Annotated in this window: 26 protein-coding genes; 14 read left to right on the top strand and 12 right to left on the bottom strand. The window is 69.7% G+C overall.

Going from position 1 to position 23,995, the window contains the following annotated elements:
- The first annotated feature begins 44 nt into the window (after window positions 1-44).
- Window positions 45-629, top strand: coding sequence for a hypothetical protein (locus tag FKO37_RS44845; RefSeq protein ID WP_238608521.1), 585 nt, complete (start codon window positions 45-47; stop codon window positions 627-629).
- Here FKO37_RS44845 and cydC read toward each other — a convergent pair.
- The 4 genes from cydC to FKO37_RS44825 are packed head-to-tail and all read right to left on the bottom strand — an operon-like array spanning window position 613 to window position 5,767.
- The gene (gene cydC / locus FKO37_RS44840) at window positions 613-2,121 is read right to left on the bottom strand and encodes a thiol reductant ABC exporter subunit CydC (RefSeq protein ID WP_238608520.1); all 1,509 of its coding nucleotides are present in this window, start codon (window positions 2,119-2,121) and stop codon (window positions 613-615) included. The two genes, FKO37_RS44845 and cydC, sit on opposite strands and share 17 nt — an antisense overlap.
- Window positions 2,118-3,608, bottom strand: coding sequence for a thiol reductant ABC exporter subunit CydD (gene cydD, locus FKO37_RS44835; RefSeq protein ID WP_238608519.1), 1,491 nt, complete (start codon window positions 3,606-3,608; stop codon window positions 2,118-2,120). Before cydD ends, cydC begins: the two co-directional genes overlap by 4 nt.
- Window positions 3,609-3,621: 13 nt before the next feature.
- The gene (gene cydB, locus FKO37_RS44830; RefSeq protein ID WP_238608518.1) at window positions 3,622-4,599 is read right to left on the bottom strand and encodes a cytochrome d ubiquinol oxidase subunit II; all 978 of its coding nucleotides are present in this window, start codon (window positions 4,597-4,599) and stop codon (window positions 3,622-3,624) included.
- Window positions 4,600-4,603: 4 nt separating this feature from the next.
- Window positions 4,604-5,767 carry a cytochrome ubiquinol oxidase subunit I gene (locus FKO37_RS44825; protein ID WP_037815938.1) on the bottom strand — a complete coding sequence of 388 codons (1,164 nt, stop codon included), beginning with the start codon at window positions 5,765-5,767 and terminating at the stop codon, window positions 4,604-4,606.
- Between the two features lie 140 nt (window positions 5,768-5,907).
- On the opposite strand from FKO37_RS44825, the gene FKO37_RS44820 reads away from it, so the two are divergent.
- Genes FKO37_RS44820 through FKO37_RS44800 form a run of 5 tightly spaced genes read left to right on the top strand, consistent with a single transcriptional unit; the run spans window position 5,908 to window position 8,254 of the window.
- Window positions 5,908-6,225, top strand: a complete 318-nt coding sequence (locus FKO37_RS44820) for a helix-turn-helix transcriptional regulator (protein ID WP_037815937.1) — start codon at window positions 5,908-5,910, stop codon at window positions 6,223-6,225.
- Window positions 6,222-6,920 (top strand): permease prefix domain 1-containing protein, encoded by a 699-nt coding sequence (locus FKO37_RS44815; protein WP_238608517.1) that lies wholly within the window; start codon window positions 6,222-6,224, stop codon window positions 6,918-6,920. The genes FKO37_RS44820 and FKO37_RS44815 overlap by 4 nt, the downstream gene beginning before the upstream one ends.
- Window positions 6,917-7,246, top strand: coding sequence for a DivIVA domain-containing protein (locus tag FKO37_RS44810; protein WP_037815935.1), 330 nt, complete (start codon window positions 6,917-6,919; stop codon window positions 7,244-7,246). Before FKO37_RS44815 ends, FKO37_RS44810 begins: the two co-directional genes overlap by 4 nt.
- Window positions 7,239-7,694, top strand: a complete 456-nt coding sequence (locus FKO37_RS44805) for an SRPBCC family protein (protein ID WP_037815932.1) — start codon at window positions 7,239-7,241, stop codon at window positions 7,692-7,694. Before FKO37_RS44810 ends, FKO37_RS44805 begins: the two co-directional genes overlap by 8 nt.
- A complete protein-coding gene (locus tag FKO37_RS44800) occupies window positions 7,691-8,254 on the top strand; it encodes a DNA-3-methyladenine glycosylase I (RefSeq protein WP_037815929.1) in 564 nt (187 codons plus the stop codon). Before FKO37_RS44805 ends, FKO37_RS44800 begins: the two co-directional genes overlap by 4 nt.
- A 542-nt stretch (window positions 8,255-8,796) precedes the next feature.
- Here FKO37_RS44800 and FKO37_RS44795 read toward each other — a convergent pair.
- Window positions 8,797-9,591 (bottom strand): enoyl-CoA hydratase-related protein, encoded by a 795-nt coding sequence (locus FKO37_RS44795; RefSeq protein WP_037815927.1) that lies wholly within the window; start codon window positions 9,589-9,591, stop codon window positions 8,797-8,799.
- A gap of 202 nt (window positions 9,592-9,793) precedes the next feature.
- On the opposite strand from FKO37_RS44795, the gene FKO37_RS44790 reads away from it, so the two are divergent.
- Together FKO37_RS44790 and FKO37_RS44785 are read left to right on the top strand one after the other, a co-directional pair.
- The gene (locus FKO37_RS44790; RefSeq protein WP_005155393.1) at window positions 9,794-9,961 is read left to right on the top strand and encodes a DUF3117 domain-containing protein; all 168 of its coding nucleotides are present in this window, start codon (window positions 9,794-9,796) and stop codon (window positions 9,959-9,961) included.
- 88 nt (window positions 9,962-10,049) lie between these two features.
- On the top strand, window positions 10,050-11,489 hold the full coding sequence (locus FKO37_RS44785; RefSeq protein ID WP_238608516.1) for a M17 family metallopeptidase: 1,440 nt from the start codon (window positions 10,050-10,052) through the stop codon (window positions 11,487-11,489).
- Between the two features lie 40 nt (window positions 11,490-11,529).
- On the opposite strand, the gene map is transcribed toward FKO37_RS44785, so the two are convergent.
- Together map and FKO37_RS44775 are read right to left on the bottom strand one after the other, a co-directional pair.
- Window positions 11,530-12,318, bottom strand: a complete 789-nt coding sequence (map, locus tag FKO37_RS44780) for a type I methionyl aminopeptidase (protein ID WP_134668851.1) — start codon at window positions 12,316-12,318, stop codon at window positions 11,530-11,532.
- A gap of 82 nt (window positions 12,319-12,400) precedes the next feature.
- Window positions 12,401-13,297, bottom strand: a complete 897-nt coding sequence (locus tag FKO37_RS44775; protein ID WP_238608515.1) for a LysR family transcriptional regulator — start codon at window positions 13,295-13,297, stop codon at window positions 12,401-12,403.
- A 63-nt stretch (window positions 13,298-13,360) separates the two neighbouring features.
- On the opposite strand from FKO37_RS44775, the gene FKO37_RS44770 reads away from it, so the two are divergent.
- Entirely contained in the window at window positions 13,361-14,551 is a 1,191-nt protein-coding gene (locus tag FKO37_RS44770; RefSeq protein WP_238608514.1) for an MFS transporter, read from the top strand.
- Window positions 14,552-14,555: 4 nt separating this feature from the next.
- Here the strand turns inward: FKO37_RS44770 and FKO37_RS44765 are convergent, their stop codons facing one another.
- The gene (locus tag FKO37_RS44765) at window positions 14,556-15,212 is read right to left on the bottom strand and encodes an O-methyltransferase (protein WP_037815919.1); all 657 of its coding nucleotides are present in this window, start codon (window positions 15,210-15,212) and stop codon (window positions 14,556-14,558) included.
- A gap of 235 nt (window positions 15,213-15,447) precedes the next feature.
- On the opposite strand from FKO37_RS44765, the gene sigE reads away from it, so the two are divergent.
- From sigE to FKO37_RS44740, 5 genes are all read left to right on the top strand, one after another.
- On the top strand, window positions 15,448-16,062 hold the full coding sequence (sigE, locus tag FKO37_RS44760; protein ID WP_037815916.1) for an RNA polymerase sigma factor SigE: 615 nt from the start codon (window positions 15,448-15,450) through the stop codon (window positions 16,060-16,062).
- Complete coding sequence (locus tag FKO37_RS44755) at window positions 16,059-16,748, top strand: anti-sigma factor (protein WP_238608513.1); 690 nt, start codon at window positions 16,059-16,061, stop codon at window positions 16,746-16,748. The genes sigE and FKO37_RS44755 overlap by 4 nt, the downstream gene beginning before the upstream one ends.
- 573 nt (window positions 16,749-17,321) lie before the next feature.
- The gene (locus tag FKO37_RS44750; protein ID WP_134668858.1) at window positions 17,322-18,851 is read left to right on the top strand and encodes a S1C family serine protease; all 1,530 of its coding nucleotides are present in this window, start codon (window positions 17,322-17,324) and stop codon (window positions 18,849-18,851) included.
- A 98-nt stretch (window positions 18,852-18,949) separates the two neighbouring features.
- Window positions 18,950-19,375 carry a Sec-independent protein translocase protein TatB gene (tatB, locus tag FKO37_RS44745; protein ID WP_238608512.1) on the top strand — a complete coding sequence of 142 codons (426 nt, stop codon included), beginning with the start codon at window positions 18,950-18,952 and terminating at the stop codon, window positions 19,373-19,375.
- 85 nt (window positions 19,376-19,460) lie between these two features.
- A complete protein-coding gene (locus FKO37_RS44740) occupies window positions 19,461-19,967 on the top strand; it encodes a hypothetical protein (protein WP_037815913.1) in 507 nt (168 codons plus the stop codon).
- A 58-nt stretch (window positions 19,968-20,025) separates the two neighbouring features.
- Here the strand turns inward: FKO37_RS44740 and FKO37_RS44735 are convergent, their stop codons facing one another.
- From FKO37_RS44735 to FKO37_RS44720, 4 genes are read right to left on the bottom strand one after another with little or no spacing between them, the layout of a single operon-like run.
- Window positions 20,026-21,171 (bottom strand): Mrp/NBP35 family ATP-binding protein, encoded by a 1,146-nt coding sequence (locus tag FKO37_RS44735; RefSeq protein ID WP_037815911.1) that lies wholly within the window; start codon window positions 21,169-21,171, stop codon window positions 20,026-20,028.
- Between the two features lie 25 nt (window positions 21,172-21,196).
- Window positions 21,197-21,694 carry a DUF1003 domain-containing protein gene (locus tag FKO37_RS44730; RefSeq protein ID WP_037815909.1) on the bottom strand — a complete coding sequence of 166 codons (498 nt, stop codon included), beginning with the start codon at window positions 21,692-21,694 and terminating at the stop codon, window positions 21,197-21,199.
- Complete coding sequence (locus FKO37_RS44725) at window positions 21,687-22,997, bottom strand: magnesium transporter MgtE N-terminal domain-containing protein (RefSeq protein ID WP_238608511.1); 1,311 nt, start codon at window positions 22,995-22,997, stop codon at window positions 21,687-21,689. The genes FKO37_RS44730 and FKO37_RS44725 overlap by 8 nt, the downstream gene beginning before the upstream one ends.
- A gap of 57 nt (window positions 22,998-23,054) precedes the next feature.
- Complete coding sequence (locus FKO37_RS44720) at window positions 23,055-23,960, bottom strand: aminoglycoside phosphotransferase family protein (RefSeq protein ID WP_238608510.1); 906 nt, start codon at window positions 23,958-23,960, stop codon at window positions 23,055-23,057.
- Between the last annotated feature and the right edge of the window lie 35 nt (window positions 23,961-23,995).

Below are 23,995 nucleotides of genomic sequence, written 5' to 3'. Positions count from 1 at the left end.
GCGCGCTACGTTCCGGAGCCGATCCGATTCGAGCAGCGGGGGCGATGGACGTGGCCAAAGACCGACTGGATCCTTCGAGCGCGCGCCGGCTGGAGCTGCGCGATCTGGTTCTTCGGCAGCCGGACCGGAACACCGTGCGGGTCTACGCGGACGACGGCAGCAGGGACGGGTTCCTGGTCGGCTGGGCCGAACTGGCTCCGCATCCTTTTCACCGGCGGCCCGCGTGGCAGACGGTTTACCGGAGCGTGCCCGGCGACGACTCCAGTTACTGGCGCGGCGGAATTGCCCGCCAGGCCGGGTACACGGCGTTGGATTACGGGGGAAGCGACGAGATCCGGCTGGCGATCGACGAGATCCTCTCGCTCGCCCGGTGGGGCGACGTCCTGGCCGCCCGCGCCGGCCGGACCGGGACTTACACCGCCACGATGCACCCGGTGCAGGCCGAGTGGCTGGCCGGTCTCGCCGAGCCGAAGGGGATCACTCATCTCGGCGACGGCCGAGTCCGGTTCACCGCTGTCGTCGTCGCGCTGTTCCGCGGATCGCCGGAATCGCAGCCGTACGTCGACGCCAACGACCTGTTCCACCTCGATCCGATGGACTCGCCGATCCAGCTCATCCGGGAACAGTGAGCGCTGGCCGACCGTCCTCCACCATGAGGATCTGGTCGAACCCGGCGACGTGCTCCGGCCGGTGCGTCACCAGCACGACGGTTCCCTTCGCCTGAGCGAGAATCCTCGCCAGGACCTCGTCGCCGTGTGCTGGGTCGAGGCCTTCCACCGGTTCGTCGAGGACCAGGACCGGCGGTGCGGCGAGTACCGCGCGGGCGAGGATCAGCCGTTGCCGTTGACCGCCGGAGAGGGCGTCGCCGTCTTGGCCGGTGTCCCGGTCCAGCGGGAGGTCGAAGCCAGCGGTTTCGCAGGCGGCGCGCAGGTCGTCGTCGGTGGCTTCCGGGTTCGCGAGCAGCAGGTTCTCGCGGACGGTCGTGGCGAAGACGTGTGCGTCGGCGAGGGCTCCGGAGATCACCGCGGGGTGCGGTCCGGTCACGGGGCGGCCGTCGACGGTGATCGAACCGGACGTGGGGGAGACGAAGCCGAGCAGGACGTGCAGCAGAGTCGTTTTTCCGGCGCCCGAGGGGCCGAGGATGCCCAACCGGGTGCCGGGCGGCAGGTCGAGGTCGATGCCTTCCAGCGCGGCGCGGCGGCCGGGATACTGGACGCCGACGTTGGTCAGCCGGAAATGCCCTGGTCCGGGGATCGGTTCGGGGGTTCGGGCCGGCGCGGCGAGGACGGCGCGCACCCGGCTCAGCGAGGCGCGGATTTCGGGGATTCGCTCGGCGGCGGGAAGCAGCGGAAGGACCAGTTCGAACAGGGCCATCGTGGTCAGGGTGAGGGCGGCGGTGACCGGGATGCTCGCGGGGCTGAGCAGCGCGACCGCGACGGTGGTCGCGAATTGCACGGCCACTCCGGCGGCAGTGGTCAGGGCAAGGCGGCGGCCGGTGCGGCGGGATTCTGCGGCCAGCTTGTCGATGACCGTGGTGGCGCGGGTTTTTTCTCGTTGTTCCCAGCCGTAGGCGATGAGTTCGTGGCGGCCGAGGACGAGTTCCACGGTGCGTTCGGCGAGTTCCTGCGGCGGCTCGGGGGCTTTGCTTCGGGGGATTAACAGAAGTCCTGTTGCGAGCAGTCCGATGAGGACAATTCCGGAAAGCGGAAGGCTTACCGGCCCGGCGAAAACCACGACCGCTAGACCGACAGTGCTCGCGACCACGGCCGGTAGCGCTAGCCGGAGGATGGCGTCTTGCACGGCGTCCACATCGGACACCAGGCGAGTGACCAAGTCCGCGCCGGAGTGTTCGGCGACGCGACGGGGGAGTAGGGCCTGGTACACCCGGGTCCGGAGGGAGCCGAGGTAGCGGAGGACAACGTCGTGTCCGGCAAGGCGTTCGGCGTAACGGAGTCCGCCGCGCGCCAAGGCGAAGACGCGCACGGCGACAATCGCGAGGGTGAGCGCGGCGAGCGGAGGTTGCTCGGCGGCACGCATGAGCAGCCAGGCCGCGGTGCCGGTCAGGCCGAGTCCGGCGAGTTCGGCACCGACGGCGAGCAGGGTCGCGCGGACGAGTTTCATACCGTCACCCCATGCTTGAGTTCGACCGTCCGCGACGCGAGTGCTGCCAGCGCGGGTCGGTGTGCGACCAGGACTGCGGTGCGGCCGGGCAGCAGTTCCTTGGCACCGGCCAGCACGGTCGCTTCCGTACCGGTGTCGAGGCGAGCGGTGGGTTCGTCCAGCAGGACGAGTCCGGCTTCGGTGCGGGACAGAGCTCGGGCCAGTCCGACGCGTTGGCGTTGCCCGGCGGACAGTCCCGCGCCCAGTTCGCCGATCTGCGTCGCGTAGCCGTAGGGGAGGTCGGTGACGATGTCGTCAACGCGGCGTCCGCCGGTGTTTTCCTTGAGGGTGCCGCGAAAGAGCGTCGGACGTTGCGGTAGCCACGCAGTGTCGCGCAGCCAGGACGAGTGGTCGAGGGTGCGCAGGTCGACGCCGTCGACGAGCACTCGCCCGGCGGTCGGCTCGACGAAACCCAGCAGAACGGCGAGCAGAGTGGATTTGCCGGAACCGCTCGGCCCGACCAAGGCGAGGTGTTCGCCGGGTTGAATAGTTAAGTCTACTTCGGACAGTGCGCAAGTTTCGCCGTAATGCACGGATACGTGGTCGAATACCACTTCCGGCGGACCGAGGCGACGTGTCCGCGTGCCGGACCGGCGGATTGTCGTTGGTGCGCTGAGGATTTCTTTCCATGCGGTGAGTCCTTCCGCGGCGGCGTGGAACTTCGCTCCGGCGGCGCGCAGCGGCAGGTACGCCTCCGGGGCGAGGACCAGGACCAGCATCGCGGTGTGCGCGGTCATCGAGCCGGACAGCAGGCGGAACCCGATGGGTACCGCGACGAGCGCGATCGACAGGGTGGCGACGAGTTCCAGCACCAGCGCGGACAGGAAGGCGACTTTCAACGTCCGGATGGTGGCGTCGGCGTGTGCGTTGGCCATTTCGCGCACGCTCCGGGTCTGGGCTTGCGCGCGGCCGAAGAGTTTGAGCGTCGGCAAGCCTCGGACGACGTCGAGGAAGTGTCCGCCCAGTCGCGTTAGGAGTGTCCACTGTGTACGCGCTCTAGTGTGCGCGCCAATCAACGCGCCGAAGAGCGGGATCAACGGGACGGTGGCGGTGACGATCAAGGCGGAGGTCAGGTCGGCAGTGAAAAGCCTTGCCAGTACTGCGATCGGGACCATGGCCGACAGCACCATCGCTGGCAAGTAGCCCGCGAGGTAGGTGGCGGTGGCATCGACGCCTTTGGTGATGCGGGTGGCGGTCACGCCGGGGTCGCCGGTCGCGTCTAGCAACCGACGACGCAGACCAGCCTGGGCCGATGCCGCGAAGTGGCTGGTGAGCAGGCCCTGCGCGACAACGAGCAGAAGCCTCGCCCCGACGGCGACGCACAGGGCGACCGAAACGCCGCCGCCGGTGAGCAGGGTCGCAAGCCCGTCCGCCTGGACGAGCACGGTGACAGCAGTGCCGACGCCCAGCACGGCGAGCGCTGTCAGGTAACCGCGAAGACCAGGCATGGTGAGGCTCCTTTTAATAGTGCAGCAACGACTTCTCGTCGACCGGACGTCGGTGCGCCCGCCAGGTCAGCCACTGCACGACGACCAGCACGAGGAGCGTGGGCGCGGCGAACCATCCGAGCACCGCGGCCATGTCCGGCGTGGTGGCGGCCTGGTCGACGGTCAACTGGTAGCCCGCGCCAGAGGACAGGACGACCGGGAACCGCAGCACCCCGACCAGCAGCGCGGGGCACGCGCTCAGCAGCATCACGGCTGGGAGCGCCAACCGTGGCCGCTGGAGTCCGAAAAGGACGGTCAGATAGGCGGCGAAGGCGACCGCTACTACCGCCAGTGCGGCCCAAGAACCACCGGAGAAAGCTCCCCAAACCGTCGCTGTCACCAGGAAAACGCCCACCGGAAGCAGGAACGACCGAGTCAGCCGACGAACCCGTCCGGCAATTTCCGCCGGGCCACGTACTGCGAGGAAAACCAAGCCCTGCAAGCAGAACAGGGCGACAAACCCGAGTCCCCACAAGACCGCGTACGGGTTGAACAACGCCAGAACGTCGTCGACCGGGCGGCCCTGCGCATCGAGCGGAAGCCCGCGCACGAGGTTGCCGAGGAACAATCCCCACGAGACCGCGGTGACCAGCGCACCCGCGGTAATGGCGAACGTCCACCCGCGCCGGTTGCCCTCCGGATGCCGGCTCCGCAACTGCACCGCCGCGGTGAACGTGACCAAGCCCAGCAGCAACAGCACAATCAGCACGTAAGCCCCGGCGAACACCCGCCCTTCCAGATGCGGGAACGCGCCGAACAGCACGCCGACCGCCGCGACCAGCCACACCTCGTTCGCCAGGAAAAACGGGCCGACCGCGCCGAGCACGCGCCGCTGTCCAGCCTCGTCGCGGGAGAGCGCGGGCAGCAGCATCCCGACGCCGTAGTCGTAGCCTGCCAGCGCGAAGTAGCCGCCCAGCATCAAACCGAGCACACCCCACCAGATCGTCACCACGGGGTCACACTCCACTCAGGACAGGAAGTTCGGTTTCCGCCGCGGCGACCGCCGGACCGCGTTTGGCGATCCGCGCGAGAAGCACCCAGTCGGCGATGGCCAGCACGGCGAACAACAGCGTGAAAGCGATGAAGGAGAACAGGATCTGCCCGCCGCTGACGTCGGCGACGGCGTCCGCGGTGCGCAGCTTGCCCCACACCAGCCACGGCTGACGGCCGATCTCGCGGACCAGCCAGCCCATGATCGCCGCGATGAACGGCACGGCGATCCCCGGCACCATCAGGATGAGCACCGGCCGCGCCCGCAGCAGCCGGTCGCGGAACAACAGCAGCGTGCCGACCAGCGCCGCGAAGAACGCGAAGAAGCCGATATTGATCATCATCCCGAGCGGCAGCCCGACGGCGACCGAACCCTTGAACTTGTCCGGCTGATACCCGGCGACCTCGGCGAACTGCGCGAACCCGGCCTGGACCACCAGCACGCTGCCGATCAGCGACGTCACCACCCCGATCCGCAGCGACCGGCGGAAGAAGTCGATCTCGCTGGTGCGCTTGAGGAAGTGGTACGCACTGACGCCGGTCACGAAGAAGCCGCCGGTCAGCAGCGCGGCCCCGAGGACGTGCGGCAGCGACGCGACGAGCGCCGGGTTGGCGAACAACGCGCCGAAGTCGTCCAGTCGCAGCACGCCGTTCTCCATCCGCGAACCGACCGGGTTCTGCAGGAACGAGTTGGCGACCATGATGAAGAGCGCGGAGGCGTACGCGGTGAGCGTGACCAGCCACAACACCGCAAGGTGCACCCACTTGTTCATCCGGCCGCGGCCGAAGATCCACACGCCGAGGAACGTCGATTCCAGGAAGAACGCCACCAGCGTCTCGATCGCGAGCGGCGCGCCGAAAACGTCCCCGGCGAACGCGGACAGCCCGGTCCAGGTCATCCCGAACTGGAATTCCATCACGATTCCGGTGACGATTCCGAGTGCGTAGTTGACCACGTACAGGCGCCCCCAGAACGCGGTCATCCGGTGCAGCTGCTCCCCGCCGCGGAGCGTCGCGCGGGTCTGCATGATCGCCACCATGGTCACCAAACCCAGAGTGAGCAGCACAAACAGGAAGTGAAACGAGGTCGTGGTCGCGAACTGGAGTCGCGCTATCGGCAGTGGGTCCATGCCGACGCAGCCTATACGTAGCGCGGCTACATGTAGCGGGAAAACCCATGAGATCGGGGTGATCTCAGGGTTTTTCCCGGACGGTTCGGGAAGGCGCGGAGATTAGCCTGCCAGGGTCAAGATGAGTAGACTGCCGACCTATGAAAGCGGACACGTTGCGCGGACACCTCGACGCGTTGCTGCTCGCCGTCCTCGACGGCCGCAAGCTGCACGGATACGCGATCATCGAGGCTTTGGCGCTGCGCAGCGACGGAGCGCTCGACCTGCCCACCGGCACGGTGTACCCGGCGTTGCGCCGGCTCGAGCGCGCCGGCTGGCTTGCCAGCGAGTGGGACGTGGTGTCCGGCCGCAAGCGGCGCACCTACCGGCTCACTCGCGCCGGGCAGCAGGCGCTGGCCGCGGAACGGGTGCAGTGGCGGGAGTTCACCACGGTGATCGGTGGAGTGCTGGAACCATGACCACGACAAGCCAGACCGCGGCAAGCCCCATCGAGGCCTACCTGGCCGAACTGGACCGCGCGCTGATCGGCCGCCGCGGCACGAAGGCGGACCTGCTCGCCGAAGCCCGCGACGGTCTGCGCGACGCGGCCGAGGCGTACCGCGAGGGCGGCTGGAGCGAGGTCGAAGCGCAACGCCGCGCGGTAGCGGATTTCGGTCAGGTCCGCGAGATCGCCGGTGACTACCAAGCGGAACTGAGCATGCACAACGGCGTACGGACGCTGTGGCTGCTCGTGCTCGGCGTGCCCGCGATGCAGACGTCGTGGGAGGTGGCGCGCATCTTCACCTACGGCTCCTGGTCGCGGCTGACCACGCCGAACCCCGGCTGGTATCCGTACGTCACGCAGTTCACCCACGCCGCGATCTACGCCGTGCCGGTGCTGGGCCTGCTCGCGCTGCTGGGCACCCGGTTCCTCAGCCGCCGGTTCGACGGCGTCCGCACGGCCCGGGTCAGCCGGACGCTCGGCGCGATCGCGGTGGGCCTCAACCTGTTCTCCGTGCTGCTGCTGATCGGAGCGACCGGGGTAGTCGACGCGGCGCGGCTGTTCCTGAGCGGTCCGTGCGGCGTGCTGATGGTCGCCTGGGTGGTCCTGTCGTTCCGACTTGTCGTGCTAGCGCGACGTTCCTGGCGGCGGTGTGCCACGATCGTCGCGTGACGACCGCGCTGATCTACCTCGTAGTCATGCTGCTGGTGGCCGCCGTGGTGTTCCTCCTGGCCGCTGTGGTGTTCGGCCGGGGCGAGGAACTGGCGCCGCTGCCGCCGGGCAGCTCGCCCACTCGTCTGCCCGCCGAGGACATTACCGGCGAGGACGTCCGCCAGGTACGCTTCCAGCTGGTGTTCCGCGGGTACAAGATGTCCGAAGTGGACTGGGTGCTGCGCAGGACCGGCGTGGAACTGGACGAACTGCGCGAACGGGTCGCCCGGCTCGAGGCCGCGCAACAGCCCCGCGAAGCAGCGCACCGGAGGCCGACGGGTGAGTGACCTGGTGCTGTCGGTAGACGTCGCGGCACCGGCTGGCACGACCTGGCTCGCACTCACCGACTGGGCCCGCCAGGGCGAGTGGATGCTCGGCACGCAGGTACGGGTCGTCGAGGGCAACGGCCGCAGCGTCGGCTCGAAACTCGCGGCCTTCACCGGCTTCGGAGGCATCGGCTTCACCGACACGATGGAGATCACGACCTGGGAACCGCCCCTGCGCTGCACGGTGCGCCACCTGGGCAGCCTGGTGCAGGGAACCGGCGTGTTCCAGGTGCTGTCGAAGGGCGCCGGCCACTGCACCTTCGTGTGGGCCGAACACCTCAAACTGCCCTTCGGCCTGCTAGGCCGCGCAGGCTGGCCCCTGGCGCGCCCCGCGTTCGCACTGGGAGTACGCCATTCACTGCGGCAGTTCGCGAGGTTCGCGGAAAATTATTCAATGGGGGAACAATGACGGAACTACTGGGCGAAGACGGCATCGCCCGCTGCAGCTGGGGCAACTCAGCCCCCGATTACGCGACGTACCACGACGAGGAGTGGGGCGTCCCGCTCCACGGCGAGGCTGAGCTGTACGAACGCCTGTGCCTGGAATCGTTTCAGTCCGGACTGTCCTGGATCACCATCCTCCGCAAACGCGAGAACTTCCGGAAGGCTTTCCGAGGCTTCGCACCGGAGAAGGTCGCCCGCTTCGGCGAGAAGGACGTCAACCGCCTGATGCAAGACGCGGGAATCGTCCGCAACCGCGCGAAGATCGAAGCAGCCGTGAAGAACGCCCGCGCCGTCGCAGACCTGGACATCCCACTGGACAAGCTGCTGTGGTCCTTCGCCCCAGCGAAACACCGCCGCCCCCGCACCATGGCCGACGTCCCGGCGATCACCGACGAGTCGAAGGCAATGGCAAAGGATCTGAAGAAGCGCGGCTTCGCCTTCCTGGGCCCGACCACCTGCTACGCGCTGATGCAAGCCACCGGCATGGTCGACGACCACGTAAAAGGCTGCTTCCGCGCCACCTGAAGTACGTGAGGGGAACCCTCACGTACACAGATTCCCCCAGGGTGGCCCTCACGCCCGGCCGCTCGTTCGGTGAGGGGCCCCTTCACGGACCTGGATTCCCTCAAGGAGCCCTTCACGGACCGCCCGGCCGCTGCCCGCCCCGCCCGCCACCCGCGATACGCCCCCAATGTGGCATTGGGTGCGTCAGATGCACCCAATGTGGCGTTCGGTGCATCCAACGCACCCAATGCCACATTGGGGCGCTAGCCCCCACCACCAACCAAACCTCCGCCGGTGCACCCAACAATCAGTGCACCCAGCCCCCCGCAGCCGGTGCACCCAACGCGTTGAGGCACCAAGCCCATCCCGCAGCCGATGCACCCAACGAGCGAGGCACCCAGCCCTCCCCCGCACCCCGATACGAAGCTCTCCTGCGGTTCGGGGGTGCTTGTCAAGGCATCTTTCCCGCCTCGACAAGCACCCCCGAACCGTCAGCACAATCAAGCTTCGGGGTGCCCCACGCAACCCTCTTTTATGCGGCGCAGCCGCTCCTCTTTAACCCTTCACTTCCCCTGAAAATTAGGCCGCCGCTTCCCCACAAACGCCTCCACAGCCTCCGCGTGATCCGCAGTACCCCCCAACTCCGTCTGCGCAGCGTCCTCAGCAGCCAACGCCTCCTCCAACGAAGACTCAGCCGCCACCCCCAACACACCCTTGATCTTCGCGTAAGCCACCGTCGGCCCAGCCGCGAGCTTCGCCGCCACCTTCTGCGCCCGAGCGGCCAGCTCCTCGTCCGGCACAACCTCCCCGACGAGCCCGATCCGCAACGCCTCCGCCGAGTCCACCGTCCGCGCCATCAACATCAACTCGGCAGCCCGCCCATACCCGATCAACCGCTGCAACGTCCACGACGCGCCCGAGTCCGGCCCGAGCCCGACATTCGCGAACGCCATCAAGAACGACGACGACTCCGCCGCGATCCGCAGGTCGCTGGCATACGCGAAAGCCGCGCCAGCACCGGCCGCGGTGCCGTTCACCGCCGCGATGACCGGCTTCGGCATCCCGGTGATCGCCTTGACGATCGGGTTGTAGTGGTCGCTCACCGTGTGCAGCGGGGCCGGGTCGTTCGCCTGCAGCAGGCCGACGTGCTCCTTGAGGTCCTGTCCGGCGCAGAACGCCTTCCCGGTGCCGGTGAGCACCACCGCGCGGACGTCCGGGTCCTCGGCGGCCGCGCGCAGCTCGGCGATCAGGCGCTCCTTGAGCTCGACGGTCAGCGAGTTGTACGCCTCCGGCCGGTTCAGCCGCAGGGTGCGCACGCCGTCGGCGTCGGCGGTCAACAGGACGTCGGATGTGGTCACGAAATGCTCCTCTGAAGCGGCGGCTCGGGTTCTCGGGACTGAGTCTCGCACCCTCGGCGGGCGGCATACCAGCACCGATGCGGCGGCAAATGATCGGTCCGCGTTCGCGCCCGGGCGCTGATGAGGGACAATGGGGGACGAGACCCGGCTGGCATGGGAGTGCGCGACCCGGGCGCGCCGGTTGAGACGGAGGGAGCACGCTATGGCGGCCATGAAGCCCCGGACCGGAGATGGTCCCCTCGAAGTGACCAAGGAGGGGCGGGGCCTCGTCATGCGGGTGCCACTGGAGGGTGGCGGCCGGCTGGTCGTCGAGCTCTCCGCGGAGGAAGCGAAGGACCTCGGCGCCGCATTGCAGGAGGTCACTGGCTGACCTGCGCTCTCCCCGCTCTGTCCACTGTGCACCCCGGTCTCCTTCTGGAGGCCGGGGTCGGTTCGTCTGCGCCCTAAGGTTGCTCGCTGTGCGTAACTCGCTACCACCCGTCCCCACGAAGCTGCCCGAAATCGAGGTCGTCGCCGCGACGCGCCGCGGAGTCCCGCGAGCAGTGCTGATCGCGCCGGCCGAGGCGGAGGAAGGCACAGCGTACGGGTCGAGCGGACGCGCCGCCGAAGTACGCGAAGTGCCCGAAGACGGCGACGCTCCGCGCTGGGTCGCCGGTATCGGCGAAGGCGCGCCGAAGGACTTTCGACAGACCGGTGCCGCGTTGGCGCGCGTGTTCCGCGAAGCGGCCGGGGACCGTCCGATCCGGACAGTCCAGGTCGTACTGCCCGAAGACGCGACAGCCGAGCACGCTGCCGAATTGGCGATCGGACTGTCTCTGGGCGGATACCGGTTCGTGGTCACTACGACAGAGCCGAAGCCGCCGGTGCCCGTCGTACGCCTCGTTGTCGCGCACGAGCGCGCCGTGCCCGCGTACGCAGACGCCGTAGCGCGCGTACGTGTTCTCGCGGCGGCTGCTGCCTTTACCCGCGACCTGGCGAACACGCCGTCGAACATCAAGAACCCGGCGTGGCTGGCGAACACCGCGGCGAAGGTGCTGGGCGGCACGGTCGACGTGACCGTGCGGGACGAGAAGTGGCTCGCCGACAAGGGGTTCGGCGGAGTCCTGGCGGTCGGCGGCGGTTCGGCTTCGCCGCCGCGGCTCATCGAGATGACGCACCGCCCGCGCGGCGCGACGAAGCACCTGCTGTTCGTGGGCAAGGGGATCACCTTCGACACCGGCGGCATTTCGCTGAAGCCCGCCGACGGCATGCACCTGATGCGCACCGACATGGCGGGCGGCGCGGCCGTGATCGCCGCGATGCGCGCGATCGGGGAGCTGAAGCTGCCGGTGCGCGTCACCGCGCTGGTGCCCGCGGCGGAAAACCACGTCTCCGGCGGCTCGTACCGGCCCGGCGACATCGTGCGGCACTACGGCGGCCGGACCACCGAGATCGGCAACACCGACGCCGAGGGCCGGATGGTGATGGCCGACGCGCTCGCCTACGGAATCTCCCAGTTCAAGCCGGACCTGATCGTCGACGCGGCCACGCTGACCGGCGCGATGAAGGTGTCGCTCGGCCTGCGCACCGGCGGCGTCTTCGCGACGGACGACGACCTCGCCGCCCGCGTGATCGAGGCGGGCGCCCGCGCCGGGGAGGCGTGGTGGCGGATGCCGCTGGTCGAGGACTACGCGACCGGCATCGAGGGCGAACTCGGCGACGTCCGGCAGGCCCCCGGCGGCCCGGGCGGGATCATGGCGGCGCTGTTCCTGCGCGAGTTCACCGCGGGGCTGCCGTGGGCGCACCTGGACATCGCGGGCCCGGCGCGCGCGGACAAGACGTACGACGACGTGGTGCCCGGCGCGTCCGGGTTCGCGGCGCGGACGTTGGTGGAGTTCGCGGCTTCCTACGAGGGCTAGCCGGTCGCTGCCGCGGCGGAAGTCGCCGCGGCAGTGCGGGCTAGTTCTTCCCCGCCAGCTCTTCCTCGCGGCGGGTCAGCACGATCGGGTCCCCGTCGGTGATCGCGACCGTGTGCTCGGAATGCGAGGTGCGCGAGCCGTCCGCGGAACGGATGGTCCAGCCGTCCGGGTCGTAGACGATCTTGTCCGTCGTGCGCGCCAGCCACGGTTCCAGCGCGAGCGTCAGGCCGGGCCGGAGTTTCATGCCGCGGCCTGCCCGGCCGCGGTTGGACACGTGCGGGTCGCCGTGCATGGTGCGGCCGATGCCGTGCCCGCCGAACTCGGTGTTGACCGGGTAGCCGTAGCCGGTCGCGACCGCCTCGATCGCGGCCGAGATGTCGCCGAGCCGGTTGCCCGGACGGGACGCCTCGATGGCGGCTTCCAGCGCTTCCTCGGTGGCCCGGATGATCCGCTGGTCCTCCTCGGCGGGCGTGCCGACGATGATCGTGCGCGCCGAGTCGGCCGCCCAGCCGTCGATGGTGACCGCGATGTCCGCGGTGAGCACGTCGCCGTCGCGAAGCGTGTAGTCGTGCGGAAGGCCGTGCAGGACGGCGTCGTTGACCGACAGGCAGATGACGTTGCGGAACGGGCCCTCGCCGAACGACGGCGCGTAGTCCCAGTAGCACGAGACCGCCCCGCGCCGCTTGATCATGCCGCGCACGTGGTGCTCGATGTCCATCAGGTTGACGCCGACGTCGGCGAGCTTGCCGACCTCGGTCAGCACCTCGGCGATGAACCGCCCGGTCACGTGCATGCGGTCGATCTCCGCAGGCGTCTTCAGCTCGATCACGACTACCTCGCGTCCTCAAGTTCCGGTATTTCTATACCGGAAACGCTAGCACGGTACCGGGATACAAATACCACCCCGGCGGCTAATCCGTCCCGCCGAGCACGTGGTCGCGGAACGCTTGGACGGCGGGCGAAAGCGGTTCCCCGGCGCGCCAGGCCAGCCCGATCGTCCGGTGGACCGACGGGTGCAGCGGCACCTCCGCGACCCCGGCCGGGGAGCCCGGCTCGAAGCGTGGCAGCAGCGCGACACCCAGCCCGGCCCCGACGAGGCCGCGGACAGTGTCGGATTCCTGCCCCTCGAAGGCGACCTTCGGCGTGAAGCCGGCGGCGGCGCAGAGGTCGTCGGTGATCCGGCGCAGTCCGTAGCCGGGTTCCAGCAGCACGAACGGCTCGTCGGCCAGCTCCGCGACGCGCACGTTGCGCCGTCCGGCCAACCGGTGTCCGGCAGGGACCGACAGATGGATCGGCTGCCGGTCGAGCACGACGGTCTCCAGCCGTTCGTCCTCGACGACCGGGGCGAGCAGGGCGAGATCGAGTTCGCCGGACACGAGCCGGTCGACCATGTCCTGCAACGAACCCTGCACGAGGGAGAACCGGGCGGTCGGGGCCTGTTCGCGATACCTGCGCAGCAATTCCGGCACCAGCGACCGGCCGAGCAGGTGCAGAAATCCGAGCACGACGCGGCCGCTCGCCGGCTCGATCTCCTCGCGGGCGAGGCGGACCCCGGCGTCGACCACGGGCAGGGCGCGTTCCGCCGCGTCGGCCAGCAGTTCGGCGGCGCGGGTGAGCCGGACGCCGCGGCCGTCGGGCACGGTCAGCGGTGCGCCGAGGGTCTGTCCGAGCGCGGCCAGTCGCCTGCTGACTGTGGGTTGCGGCACTCCGAGGAGCTCGGCCGTGCGAGTGACGTTTCCGGTGCTTCGCAGCGTGGCCAGCAGACACAGGTGCGGGACGAGCTGCGCGGTGAGGCTCTCATTCGGCACGGTATGAATGATGGCAGATCTGCGTATTAGACGTATTGATTAGCGAAGCTTACTTTCGAGGTCATGCTGTCCTCCGCCCGCCGGGCCAAGGTCGCGGTCGCCGCCGCGGGCTTCACGTCGTTCGCCCTGCTCTACGCCCCGCAGGCGGTCCTGCCGCAGCTCGCCGGGCAGTACCACCTCGATCCCGGCGGCGCGGCGCTCGCGGTGAGCGTGGCGACCGGCGCGCTGGCGATCTCCGTGCTGCCCATCGCCGCGTTGTCCGAGGCGATCGGGCGGCGGCCGGTGATCATCGCGTCCGTCGTGCTCTCCTCGGTGCTCGGGCTTCTGCTTCCGCTGATGCCGAACTACCCGCTGCTGCTGGTGCTGCGCGCGGTGCAGGGCGTCGCGATCGCCGGATTTCCCGGCGTGGCCACGGCTTACCTCGTGGAACGGCTCGGGAAGACCGGCGTCGCGGCCGCGGTCGGCGCGATGATCGCGGGCAACACCATCGGCGGCATGACCGGACGGCTGGCCACCGGGTTCACCGCCGGTCCGTTCGGCTGGCGCGGCGCGCTGTACGTGGTGGCTGGGCTTTCGCTGGTCTGCGCGGTCGTGACCGTGGTGACGCTGCCGCCTTCTCCGGTCCGGACGGGGGAGCGGCAGGGCCTTCGGGACATCGGAGTGGGCCTGCTTTCCGCCGTGCGCCGGCCGGTGTTGCTCGCGCAGTACGCCGTCGCGCTGCTGGCCATGGGCGCGTTCGTCGCGCTGTACAACGCGGCCGGGTTCCGGCTGACCGGCGAGCCGCTGAACCTGTCGCCGGCGATCGCGTCGCTGGTGTTCGTGTCGTACGCGCTGGGCTCGGTTTCCTCAGCCACGGCCAATCGATTGTCCGCGCGGATCGGCCGTCGGCAGGCGCTGGTCGGCGTGCTGCTGCTGACCGCCGTCGGGGCGCTGCTGACGATTCCTGACTCGCTGCCGTTGATCGTCATCGGCTTCCTCGTGTTGACGACGGCGTTCTTCGCCGCGCATTCGATCGCGAACAGCTGGGCCGCGGCCGAGGCTCCGGAGAACGCGCGCGGGCAGGTCGGCGGGCTGTACATGCTGATGTATTACCTGGGCAGCAGCGTCGGTGGCGGGGTCGGCAGCGTCGTCTACGGAGCGGACGGGTGGAGCTGGTTGATCGTGGCCGTCGTGGTGTGGCTCGGGCTGGCTGTCGCGGCGGTGCAGGTGGGCACGCGGGTGCGGAGCGAGAAGCGGGTGCTGGTGGGCAGCTGACCGCTCACGAGCACGCGGTGGCCACCAGCAGCCCGCCGCCGACCGGCAGCAGCGCCGGGATCAGCCGGTCGTCCTCGCGGACCGCTCGCGCGACCTCGCGCAACGCCATCGTCTCCGGATCGCGCCGCGCCGGGTCGGTGAGCCTGCCGCCCGCCAGGACCTGATGGAACACGATCACCCCGCCGCGGCGCAGCAAGGCCACGCCCTGCTCGTAGTAGCCCGGGTACTCGATCCGCGCGGCGTCGACGAACACCAGGTCGTAGCCGCCCGGCGTGAGCCGCGGCAGCACGTCCAGCGCGCGGCCGACGATGAGCCGCATCCGGCCCGGCGGATAGCCCGCCTCGAGGAAGGTCTTGCGCGCCGCCCGCTGGTACTCCGGCTCGACGTCGATCGAGGTCAGCACGCCGTCGGCGGCCATCCCGCGCAGCAGGTACAGCCCGCTCACGCCGGAGCCGGTGCCGACCTCCACGACCGCCCGCGCGGCGACCGTCGCGGCCAGAAACCGCAGCGTCGTGCCTGCTCCGGGGGCCAGCGGGGCGCACCCGAGGTCGACCGCGCGCAGCCGTGCCGCGGCCAGCACGTCGTCGTCGGGCAGGTACCCGTCGACCTGCTCGGCGCCGACCGCCCCGGTCTCGGCCGCCGCCTCTGTCCCCGAACTCACGCGCGAAGGTTAGCGCTGGTTGTCGATAAATCAGCGAAGGCTCCCTGGTAAGCGCCTTCCGGCCCGGGGGAAAGCCCGCGATCGCCCTGGAAAGGACCTCGCCGGCCAACTTCTCAGGCTGCTCTCAGATCGGTCTCATGAGTTCCATAAGGAAGGCCGACAGACTGAGTCTCAACCACACGGGAACACTGTGTGCCCGGCCCGCGTTGGCAGAGGTGAAGAGGAGTTGACCCAGATGGAGGTGCCTGCTCCCCTGATGCAGAACGCCGAACTGCCGGAAGCCGCCCCGGTGACCGTGGACGCAGCCGAGGCGGCTTGGACGCCGCCCTCGTGGGACGAGGTCGTGCGCGAACACGCCGACCGCGTGTACCGGCTCGCCTACCGCCTCACCGGCAACACGCACGACGCCGAGGACCTGACCCAGGAGACGTTCATCCGCGTCTTCCGGTCGCTCGCGTCGTACAAGCCCGGCACCTTCGAGGGCTGGCTGCACCGGATCACCACGAACCTGTTCCTCGACATGGCGCGCCGCCGCTCGCGCGTGCGCATGGAGGGCCTGCCCGAGGACACCGACCGGATCGTCGGCGACGACCCGAGCCCCGAGCAGCACTACAGCGACACCCACCTCGACCCCGACCTGCAGGAGGCGCTCGACGAGCTGCCCCCGGAGTTCCGGGCCGCGGTCGTGCTGTGCGACGTGGAAGGACTGTCGTACGAGGAGATCGGCGCGACGCTGGGCGTCAAGCTCGGCACCGTGCGCAGCCGCATCCACCGCGGCCGCTCGGCGCTGCGCGCGTCGCTGGAGCGCCGTCGCGCGGCCCGGGAGGAATCTGCGAAGGTGCCCGTATGACCGGCTGGCGTTTCGCCGAATCCCACCTCATGCCCGACGCGGTAGTCGCACTGGTCGACGGCGAGCTGACGCCGGTCGCCCACGACCGCGCGCTCGCGCACCTCGCGCGCTGCCCGGACTGCGCGGCCGAGGTGACGTCGCAGCGGCAGGCCGTCGCGGCGGTGAAGGACGCGGGTGCGCCGTCGATGTCGGCGGGCTTCCTGGCCAGTCTCCGGTCCATTCCGGAGCACACTGACCTGCCGGGCACGCCGGACAACCTCGCGGTCACCTCGGACGGTCAGCTGGTGGCGATCCAGCGGCCGGACCGGGTGGCTGGACTGCGCGACGCTGGGGTGCTCGGGGGTGCTGCGCCGTTGGGAACAACCGCGCCGCTCGGGCAGTCGGCGAACGTGCTCGGCGGCGGTCGGTTCGCTTTCAGCCGGAAGCGGGCGGCGCAAGGAGCCGGAGTCGTGGTGTCCGGGCTCGTGCTGAGCGCGCTCGCGCTCGTCGGGACCGCGGCGGATAGCGGGGAAGGGTCCGGCGGGAGTGGGCCGGTTCGGACGCCTAACGCTAATTTGCTGCCAGCGAATATGAATGTGCCTCGGGCTGGTGGGTCTTCTTCCTCTCCTGCGCCTTCTCCTTCGCCGGAGCCAGAGCCGGAGGAGGCTGGGGTGGTTCGGGCGGGGGCTGCTGTCGCGGCTCGGTAGATCGCGGGCGGCTCGTCGCCTGGCGGCGACATTGCGCCCCTTCGTTGCGTGGGGCACCCCGAAGCTGATTGTGATGACGGACGGCGGGTGCTTGTCAAGGCGGGAAAGATGCCTTGACAAGCACCCGCCGTCCGCATTTGGGCTTCGTATCGGGGTGCGGGGGTGGTGTGGGTGCCTCGATGCGTTGGGTGCACTGGCTGCGGTTTTGGGCGCGCGGGGTGGGGGCGTGGTTGCGGTGGATTCGGCGGGCGGCGGTTGGGGGCGGGGTTAGCGCCCCAATGTGGCATTGGGTGCGTGGGACGCACCCAATGTGGCGTTCGGTGCGTGGGACGCACCCAATGTGGCATTGGGGCGGCATCCGGGTGGCGTGGGCGGGGCGGGGGTGGTCCGTGAAGGGCTCCTTGAGGGAATCCAGGTCCGTGAAGGGGCCCCTCACCGACGGGCGGCATCCGGGTGGCGGGCGGGGAGCGCGGGAGTGCAGGCAACAGGCATTTCACTGCGGCCTGGGCACACTCATCCCTAGGCTTGGGTATCGTCGACTCCCAGCCAGACTGAACCGCATCCCGGGGAATGATGACCGACCAGCCGAACGCTAATTCTGATCAGTCCGGTGCCGTCGGAACGGACCGGTTGGGGCCTCGGCCGCTTGAGCGGCCCGCGGTCGACCAGCAGCAGGCGGCTGTCTTCGGGCGGCCGCACGGGGTCGAGGGGGCGTTCGACAAGCTTTACACCCCTGCGCCCAACGGGAACGGGCAGAAGCTCAATCTCGCGCCGCCTACGCCGGAGTCGCTGGCGGAGGCCTTCAGCCGTCCCGCGGGGGCCGAGGGAGTGCGGCTGCAGCGGCCGCTCGAGGCTTCCGGGGAGAGCGGTACTTCCGAAGATCCGTTGTGGACGGACGCCAGCGATCCGTGGCGGGATCCAGCGGCCGGGGCGGTGTTGGCTGGGCCTGCGGTCGCTCCGGAGGAGGACGAGGCCGAGAAGCCGAAGCTGCCCAAGGGCGCACAGTTGAGCTTGCCCGAGGTGTTGTTCGGGCGGCGGGTGCAGCCGAAGGCGTTGGCTTTGCTCGGGGTCGTCGCGCTGGTGATCGGCGCGGTGGGCGGGCTGGTCGGCTGGTGGGTCGCGGACACGGGGTCCGCGTTGACCGGCAGCGCCACGATTTCCGAGGCGGAGGCGGCCAAGGAGCGGCCGCCGGGGTCGCTCGCGGACATCGCGCGGCGGGTGTCGCCCGCGGTGGTTTCGCTGGAGGTCGTCAAGCCTGGCGCGGACAGCGGCGAGCAGGGCTCCGGCGTGGTGATCGATCCGCAGGGGTACGTGCTGACCAACGAGCACGTGGTCGCGACGGCGGTCGGCGACGCGGCTACGAAGATCACCGCGGTGTTCAACGACGGGACGCGCACCGAGGCCAAGATCGTGGGGGCAGACCAGAAGACCGACCTCGCCGTGGTGAAGGTCAACGTGACCAACCCGGTCGTGATGCAGGTCGGGAAGTCGTCGGATCTGCAGGTCGGGGACGCGGTGATCGCGGTCGGCTCGCCGCTCGCGCTGCAGAACTCGATCACCGCGGGCATCGTCAGCGCGCTCGACCGGCCGGTCACCGCGGGCGGCGACAACGGGGCGGCTCCGGTCACCTACTCGGCCATCCAGACCGATGCGGCGATCAACCACGGCAACTCCGGCGGTGCGCTCGTCGACTCGACCGGGGCGCTGGTCGGGATCAACTCCGCGATCCGCTCGTCCAGCTCCGACGGCGGCAGCATCGGCATCGGGTTCGCCATTCCCAGCGACTACGCGATCAAGATCGCCAAGGCGCTGATCAAGGACGGCAAGGTCAAGCACGCCGACATCGGGATCAACGCGGCCTCGACGGTCGCCGGCTCGACCACGATGGGCGCGCAGGTGCGCAACGTCGCCCCGGGCGGACCGGCGGCGTCCGCGGGGATCAAGGAAGGCGACGTGATCACCAAGGTCGGCGACCACGTCGTGCGCGACTCCGCCGAGCTGACCGTCGCGGTGCGCAGCCACGATCCGGGCCAGGTCGTTCCGGTGCAACTGGCCCGCGACGGTGCGCTGCTGGTGGTGGACGTCACTCTTGGATCGGACTGACACCCGTTCTTAAGCTCCCGTGCGACGTTCGGGCCTGCCAGGACGAGAACAGGCCCGGGTAGTCTTGGGCGGGGCAGCACCGAGCGGAGGTTTCACGGGTGTTCGACAGTGTCGGCTGGGGCGAGATCCTCGTGATCATCATCGCGGGGCTTTTCATCCTCGGACCCGAACGGCTGCCCGAAGCGGCGGCCTGGATGGCGAGGAGCGTCCGCAAGGCCCGCGACTTCGCGACCGGTGCGCGCGAGCAGCTGCGCGAGGAAATGGGTCCCGAGTTCGACCAGCTGCGCAAACCCCTGGAAGACCTGCGCGGCCTGCGCAACCTCGACCCGAAGCGGGTTGTGACGCAGCATTTGTTCGACGGGGATTCGGATCCGCTGGGGTTGAACGGGTTCAAGAACGAGCTGAACGGGTCGAACGGGAACGGCTCCAACGGCACTCCGACGATCAAGCCGCAGACCGCGTTGCCGCAGCCGGAGCCGTTGAAGCCGGGTGAGCGTCCGCCGGTGGATCCGGACGCGACCTGATTCCTCGTACGACCAGCCGGGCGACGCGCTGATCAGGCTGGGTAGCCTCAGGGCATCAGCTCAACCGACCCTGGAGGTTCCCGATATGTCACGCCGTGCGGCTGCGCTGGCCGGAACGATCGCTGCGGCCGCCTTCGCCGTCGCCGGGTGCAGTGCCGACGACGAGCCCAGCACCAAGGCGCCCGCCACCTACACTTCGGTGCCCGCCCCGGCGATGCCGTCTTCTTCGGCCCCGTCGAACGCTCCGTCGAGCGCTCCCGGGAACGGCAGTGCCACCGGTGAGCAGCCGAACGTCAAGCGCGGCGCGCAGACCGGCGAGGCGGGCGTCGACGTGCTGGTCACCGTCGCCTACCAGGGCGGGAAGGTCACGCCGCCGGCTGAGGTCGTCGACGTCAAGGTCGGCAACAAGGTGAAGATCCTCGTGTCGTCCGACCAGCCGCAGAACATCGACGTCCAGGACCTGCCGGACAAGTCGGGCGACGTGTCCGCGAAGAAGCCCGAGGACATCGACTGGACCGTGAGCAAGCCGGGCGACACCAAGGTGACGCTCCGCGAGTCCGGCGCCCTCCTGGTGACGATCCACGCGTCCTAAAGAGCACAAAAAAGAGGCGTGCACCTGATCCAGGTGCACGCCTCTTTGCTGAGCAGGATCAGCGTCCGGCGGGGCTGACGTTCAGCATCATCCCGGCCAGCCCGCGCGCCCGGACCGACAGCTGCTTCGCCGCGTCCTTCAGCACCAGCGCCGCCGGCGCCTCCGGATCGGACAGCACGATCGGCGTGCCCTCGTCGCCCTGTTCGCGCAGCCGCGGGTCCAGCGGGACCTGGCCCAGCAGCGGCACCGTGGAGCCCACCGACTTCGACAGCGAATCCGCCACCGTCTGGCCGCCGCCCGCGCCGAAGACCTCGATGCGTTCGCCGGTCGGGGTTTCCAGCCACGACATGTTCTCGATCACGCCCGCGACGCGCTGCCGCGTCTGCATCGCGATCGCGCCCGCGCGCTCGGCCACCTCGGCGGCGGCCTGCTGCGGCGTGGTCACCACGAGGATCTCCGCGTTCGGGATCAGCTGCGCCACCGAAATCGCGATGTCGCCGGTGCCCGGCGGCAGGTCCAGCAGCAGGATGTCCAGGTCGCCCCAGAACACGTCGGCCAGGAACTGCTGCAGCGCGCGGTGCAGCATCGGGCCGCGCCACACGACCGGGGTGTTGCCCGGGGTGAACATGCCGATCGAGATGACCTTCACGCCGTGCGCCTGCGGCGGCATGATCATCGTGTCGACCTTCGTCGGCTTCTCGCGCGCGCCCAGCATGCGCGGCACCGAGTGGCCGTAGATGTCCGCGTCCACCACGCCGACCGACAGGCCGCGCTCGGCCATCGCCACGGCGAGGTTCACCGTCACCGACGATTTGCCGACGCCGCCCTTGCCGGACGCCACGCAGTACACCCGCGTCATCGAACCCGGCTGCGCGAACGGGATCACCGGCTCCGCCGCGTCGCCGCGCAGCGATTTGCGCAGCTCAGTGCGCTGCTCGTCGCTCATCACGTCCAGCTCGACCTTGACGTCGGCGACGCCGGCGAGCTTCGAGACGGCCTTCTTCGTGTCCTCGGTCAGCGTCGCCTTCAGCGGACAGCCCGCGACCGTGAGGTAAATCCCGACGGTGACCAGCCCGTCGTCACCGACCGCCACGTCCTTGACCATGCCGAGGTCGGTGATCGGTTTTTTGATTTCCGGGTCGTACACGTCCTTCAGCGCGGTGCGGACGTCGTCGACGCTGGGGAGCTGCTGTGTACCAGTCACGCTTCCATCGTACGTACTGCCCAGTTCAGCTTTGCTTGGCCTTGCGCGGCTTGGAGTCCACGTCGAGATCGTCGCGCAGCCGGTCGAGCTCGCTGCGCAGGTAGTCGCGGGTCGCGACCTCGCCGACCGCCAGCCGCAGCGCCGCCAGTTCGCGGGCGAGGTACTCGGTGTCCGCCTTGGTCTGCGCGGCGCGCGTGCGGTCCTCTTCCAGCGACACCCGGTCCCGGTCGTCCTGGCGGTTCTGCGCGAGCAGGATCAGCGGCGCGGCGTACGCGGCCTGCGTCGAGAACGCCAGGTTGAGCAGGATGAACGGGTACGGGTCCCACCGCAGCGACACCGCGACCAGGTTCAGCACGATCCAGACGACCACGATCAGCGTCTGCCAGAACAGGTACTTCCCGGTGCCGAGGAACCGCGCGATCCGCTCGGTGAACCGGCCGAAGGTGTCCGGGTCGATGTTCAGCCGCAGGCGGGCCTGGCTGCGCGGCTGGTCGAGCCTGCGGCCGGTCCTGAGTTCAGGCACGTTCGGCCTCCTCCAGATCGGCGCCGTCGGCGCCATCGGTGACGTCGTGCAGCCCGGTTTCGCGCCAGTCGTCGGGCAGCAGATGGTCGAGCACGTCGTCGACGGTGACGGCGCCGAGCAGGTGGTCCTCGGCGTCGACGACCGGGCCGCAGGCCAGGTTGTACGCCGCGAAATACCGGGTGACCTCGGACAGCGTCGCTTGCGGGCGCAACGCGGTGAGGTCGGTGTCCACCGCGCTGGCCACCAGTTCGGCGGGCGGTTCGCGCAGCAGCCGCTGGAAGTGCACGACGCCGACGAACCGGCCGGTCGGCGTCTCGGTCGGCGGACGGCACACGAACACCATGCTGGCGAGCGCGGCGGGGAGTTCGGCGTTGCGGATGTGCGCCAGCGCCTCGGCGATCGTCGCGTCCGGCGTCAGCACCACCGGTTCCGGCGTCATCAGACCGCCCGCGGTGTCCGACGAATACGCCAGCAGCCGTTTGACCGGCGCGGATTCCTCCGGCTCCATCAGTTCCAGCAGCCTGCTCTGCTCGGCGGGCGCGAGTTCGGCGAGCAGGTCGGCGGCGTCGTCCGGGTTCATCGCCTCGAGGATGTCCGCGGCGCGTTCCTCGGCGAGGTAGGACAGCAGTTCCTTCTGGTCGTCCTCGGGAAGCTCCTCGATGACGTCCGCGAGCCGTTCGTCGTCCATCGCGTCGGCGACCTCGTGCCTGCGCTTCATCGGCAGGTCGCGCAGGGTCGCGGCCACGTCGACCGCGCGCATCGTGTCGAACAGCATCAGCAGCTGGCCCGCGCCTTGCGGCTGTCCGGCGAGGTCGGTGAGCCCGAGCCCGGCGACCTCGTTCCACGGCAGCACCTGCATCGCGGTGCGCCGCCTGCTCAGGGACAGCCGGGTCGACCGTTCGCGGACGGCGAGTTTCGCCAGCACCCAGTCCCGGGTGCGGGTCGGCTCCATCGCCGCGTCGACCACGGTCACCCGGGTGTCCGCGCCGGTGAGCGTCGCGTGCGCGTCGAGGAGCTGGCCGCACACCAGCACCTCGTTGGGCCGCTGGTGGAAATGCCGCATGTTGACCGAACCCGTGGCCAGCGTCACGGCGTTCGGTTCGATCGAGGTGACCCGCAGCATGGGCACGAACACCCGCCGCCGGGTCGCCAGCTCCACGACCATGCCGAGGATCCGCGGCGGCTGCTGGTCCAGCCGCAGCCCGGCGACCACGTCGCGGACCTTGCCGATCGACTCCCCGTCGGGCCCGAACACCGGCAGACCCGCGAGCTGTGCTGCGTAAACCCGGTTTGTGCCTGCCATGGCGCCGACACTATCGGCTGGCGCCCGAGCGCGCTCGTGCCGCGACTCGGCGAATTCTCAGCCTGCCATGGCCCACCGGGTGAGCGTGGGCAGCGCGTCGGCGGACGGGCCGTCGTCGTCCTCGGGCAATCCGCCGAAATCGACCAGATCCTGGGCGTGCCACAGCCGGTTCTGCACCGCCCGGACGAGCGTCCACGCCTTGGCGCGGTCGCGGTCCAGCCCGCTCGCGGCGAGCTTCGAGTCCAGTGTGGATTCACTGAACCGGTTCCACAGCAACGAAAGCACGCCGTACTCGAGGTCGCCGGCGAGCGGTTTCGGATCGATCACCAGCCACGGCTTGCGAATGCCGGACAGCACGTTCTCGTAGTGCAGATCCTCGTTCACCAGTGCGTTTCCGGCTTCCGGACCGAGGTTGCGGCACACCTCGAGCGCCGCGTCCAGCTCTCGGCGGGGGAGCGGTTCGGCCAGCTCCCGCCACGATTTGGGCAGTTCTTCGAGCAGTTCCTCCGCGACCGCGGACAACGTGCGGGTGAGCTCGGCGGGCGCGGGCACGGCGAGCCGCCGGGCGAGTTCGCTCATGATCTCGACGGCGGGCAGCAGCGGTTCGTCCTCCAGCGTCCGGCTGTCGTCGAGGCGTTCCAGCAGCATCACGCCGTCCTCGGGCGCGGATTCGAGCAGCAGCACCGATCCTCGACCGGCCCATGTGGACAGTGCGAGCGGCTCGTCGCGCGATTCTTCCTCCACCCAGCCGAGTTTCAGCACGACGCGGGAACCGTCCGCGCGCCGGGCGGGCTGGACGACGCCGACGTAGCCGTGCCGGGCGGTGTCCTCGAACTCCAAGCCCCACTTCCGGGCGTACCGCCGCGCGAGCGCGGGCAGCGAGGCGAGCCACGGGACGGCTTCCGGACCGAGCACCTTGGGGGCGCGTTCAGCGAAGACGGGCGGGATCTCCAAAACGGTCACAACGCCCATCCTGGTCGGGCGCGCAAACCGTTTCC

It is taken from the genome of Amycolatopsis sp. Poz14, from assembly GCF_006704225.1.
Classification (GTDB): Bacteria; Actinomycetota; Actinomycetes; order Mycobacteriales; family Pseudonocardiaceae; genus Amycolatopsis; species Amycolatopsis nivea.
This window is presented reverse-complemented; position numbering and strand designations above follow the sequence as displayed.

Excerpts from the sequence above, each read along its gene's own strand:
- FKO37_RS44845 (WP_238608521.1), top strand. The coding sequence starts at position 45 with ATGGACGTGGCCAAAGACCGACTGGATCCTTCGAGCGCGCGCCGGCTG.
- cydC (WP_238608520.1), bottom strand. The coding sequence starts at position 2,121 with ATGAAACTCGTCCGCGCGACCCTGCTCGCCGTCGGTGCCGAACTCGCC.
- cydD (WP_238608519.1), bottom strand. The coding sequence starts at position 3,608 with ATGCCTGGTCTTCGCGGTTACCTGACAGCGCTCGCCGTGCTGGGCGTC.
- FKO37_RS44825 (WP_037815938.1), bottom strand. The coding sequence starts at position 5,767 with ATGGACCCACTGCCGATAGCGCGACTCCAGTTCGCGACCACGACCTCG.
- FKO37_RS44820 (WP_037815937.1), top strand. The coding sequence starts at position 5,908 with ATGAAAGCGGACACGTTGCGCGGACACCTCGACGCGTTGCTGCTCGCC.
- FKO37_RS44815 (WP_238608517.1), top strand. The coding sequence starts at position 6,222 with ATGACCACGACAAGCCAGACCGCGGCAAGCCCCATCGAGGCCTACCTG.
- FKO37_RS44800 (WP_037815929.1), top strand. The coding sequence starts at position 7,691 with ATGACGGAACTACTGGGCGAAGACGGCATCGCCCGCTGCAGCTGGGGC.
- FKO37_RS44790 (WP_005155393.1), top strand. The coding sequence starts at position 9,794 with ATGGCGGCCATGAAGCCCCGGACCGGAGATGGTCCCCTCGAAGTGACC.
- FKO37_RS44770 (WP_238608514.1), top strand. The coding sequence starts at position 13,361 with ATGCTGTCCTCCGCCCGCCGGGCCAAGGTCGCGGTCGCCGCCGCGGGC.
- sigE (WP_037815916.1), top strand. The coding sequence starts at position 15,448 with ATGGAGGTGCCTGCTCCCCTGATGCAGAACGCCGAACTGCCGGAAGCC.
- FKO37_RS44755 (WP_238608513.1), top strand. The coding sequence starts at position 16,059 with ATGACCGGCTGGCGTTTCGCCGAATCCCACCTCATGCCCGACGCGGTA.
- FKO37_RS44750 (WP_134668858.1), top strand. The coding sequence starts at position 17,322 with ATGACCGACCAGCCGAACGCTAATTCTGATCAGTCCGGTGCCGTCGGA.
- FKO37_RS44740 (WP_037815913.1), top strand. The coding sequence starts at position 19,461 with ATGTCACGCCGTGCGGCTGCGCTGGCCGGAACGATCGCTGCGGCCGCC.
- FKO37_RS44725 (WP_238608511.1), bottom strand. The coding sequence starts at position 22,997 with ATGGCAGGCACAAACCGGGTTTACGCAGCACAGCTCGCGGGTCTGCCG.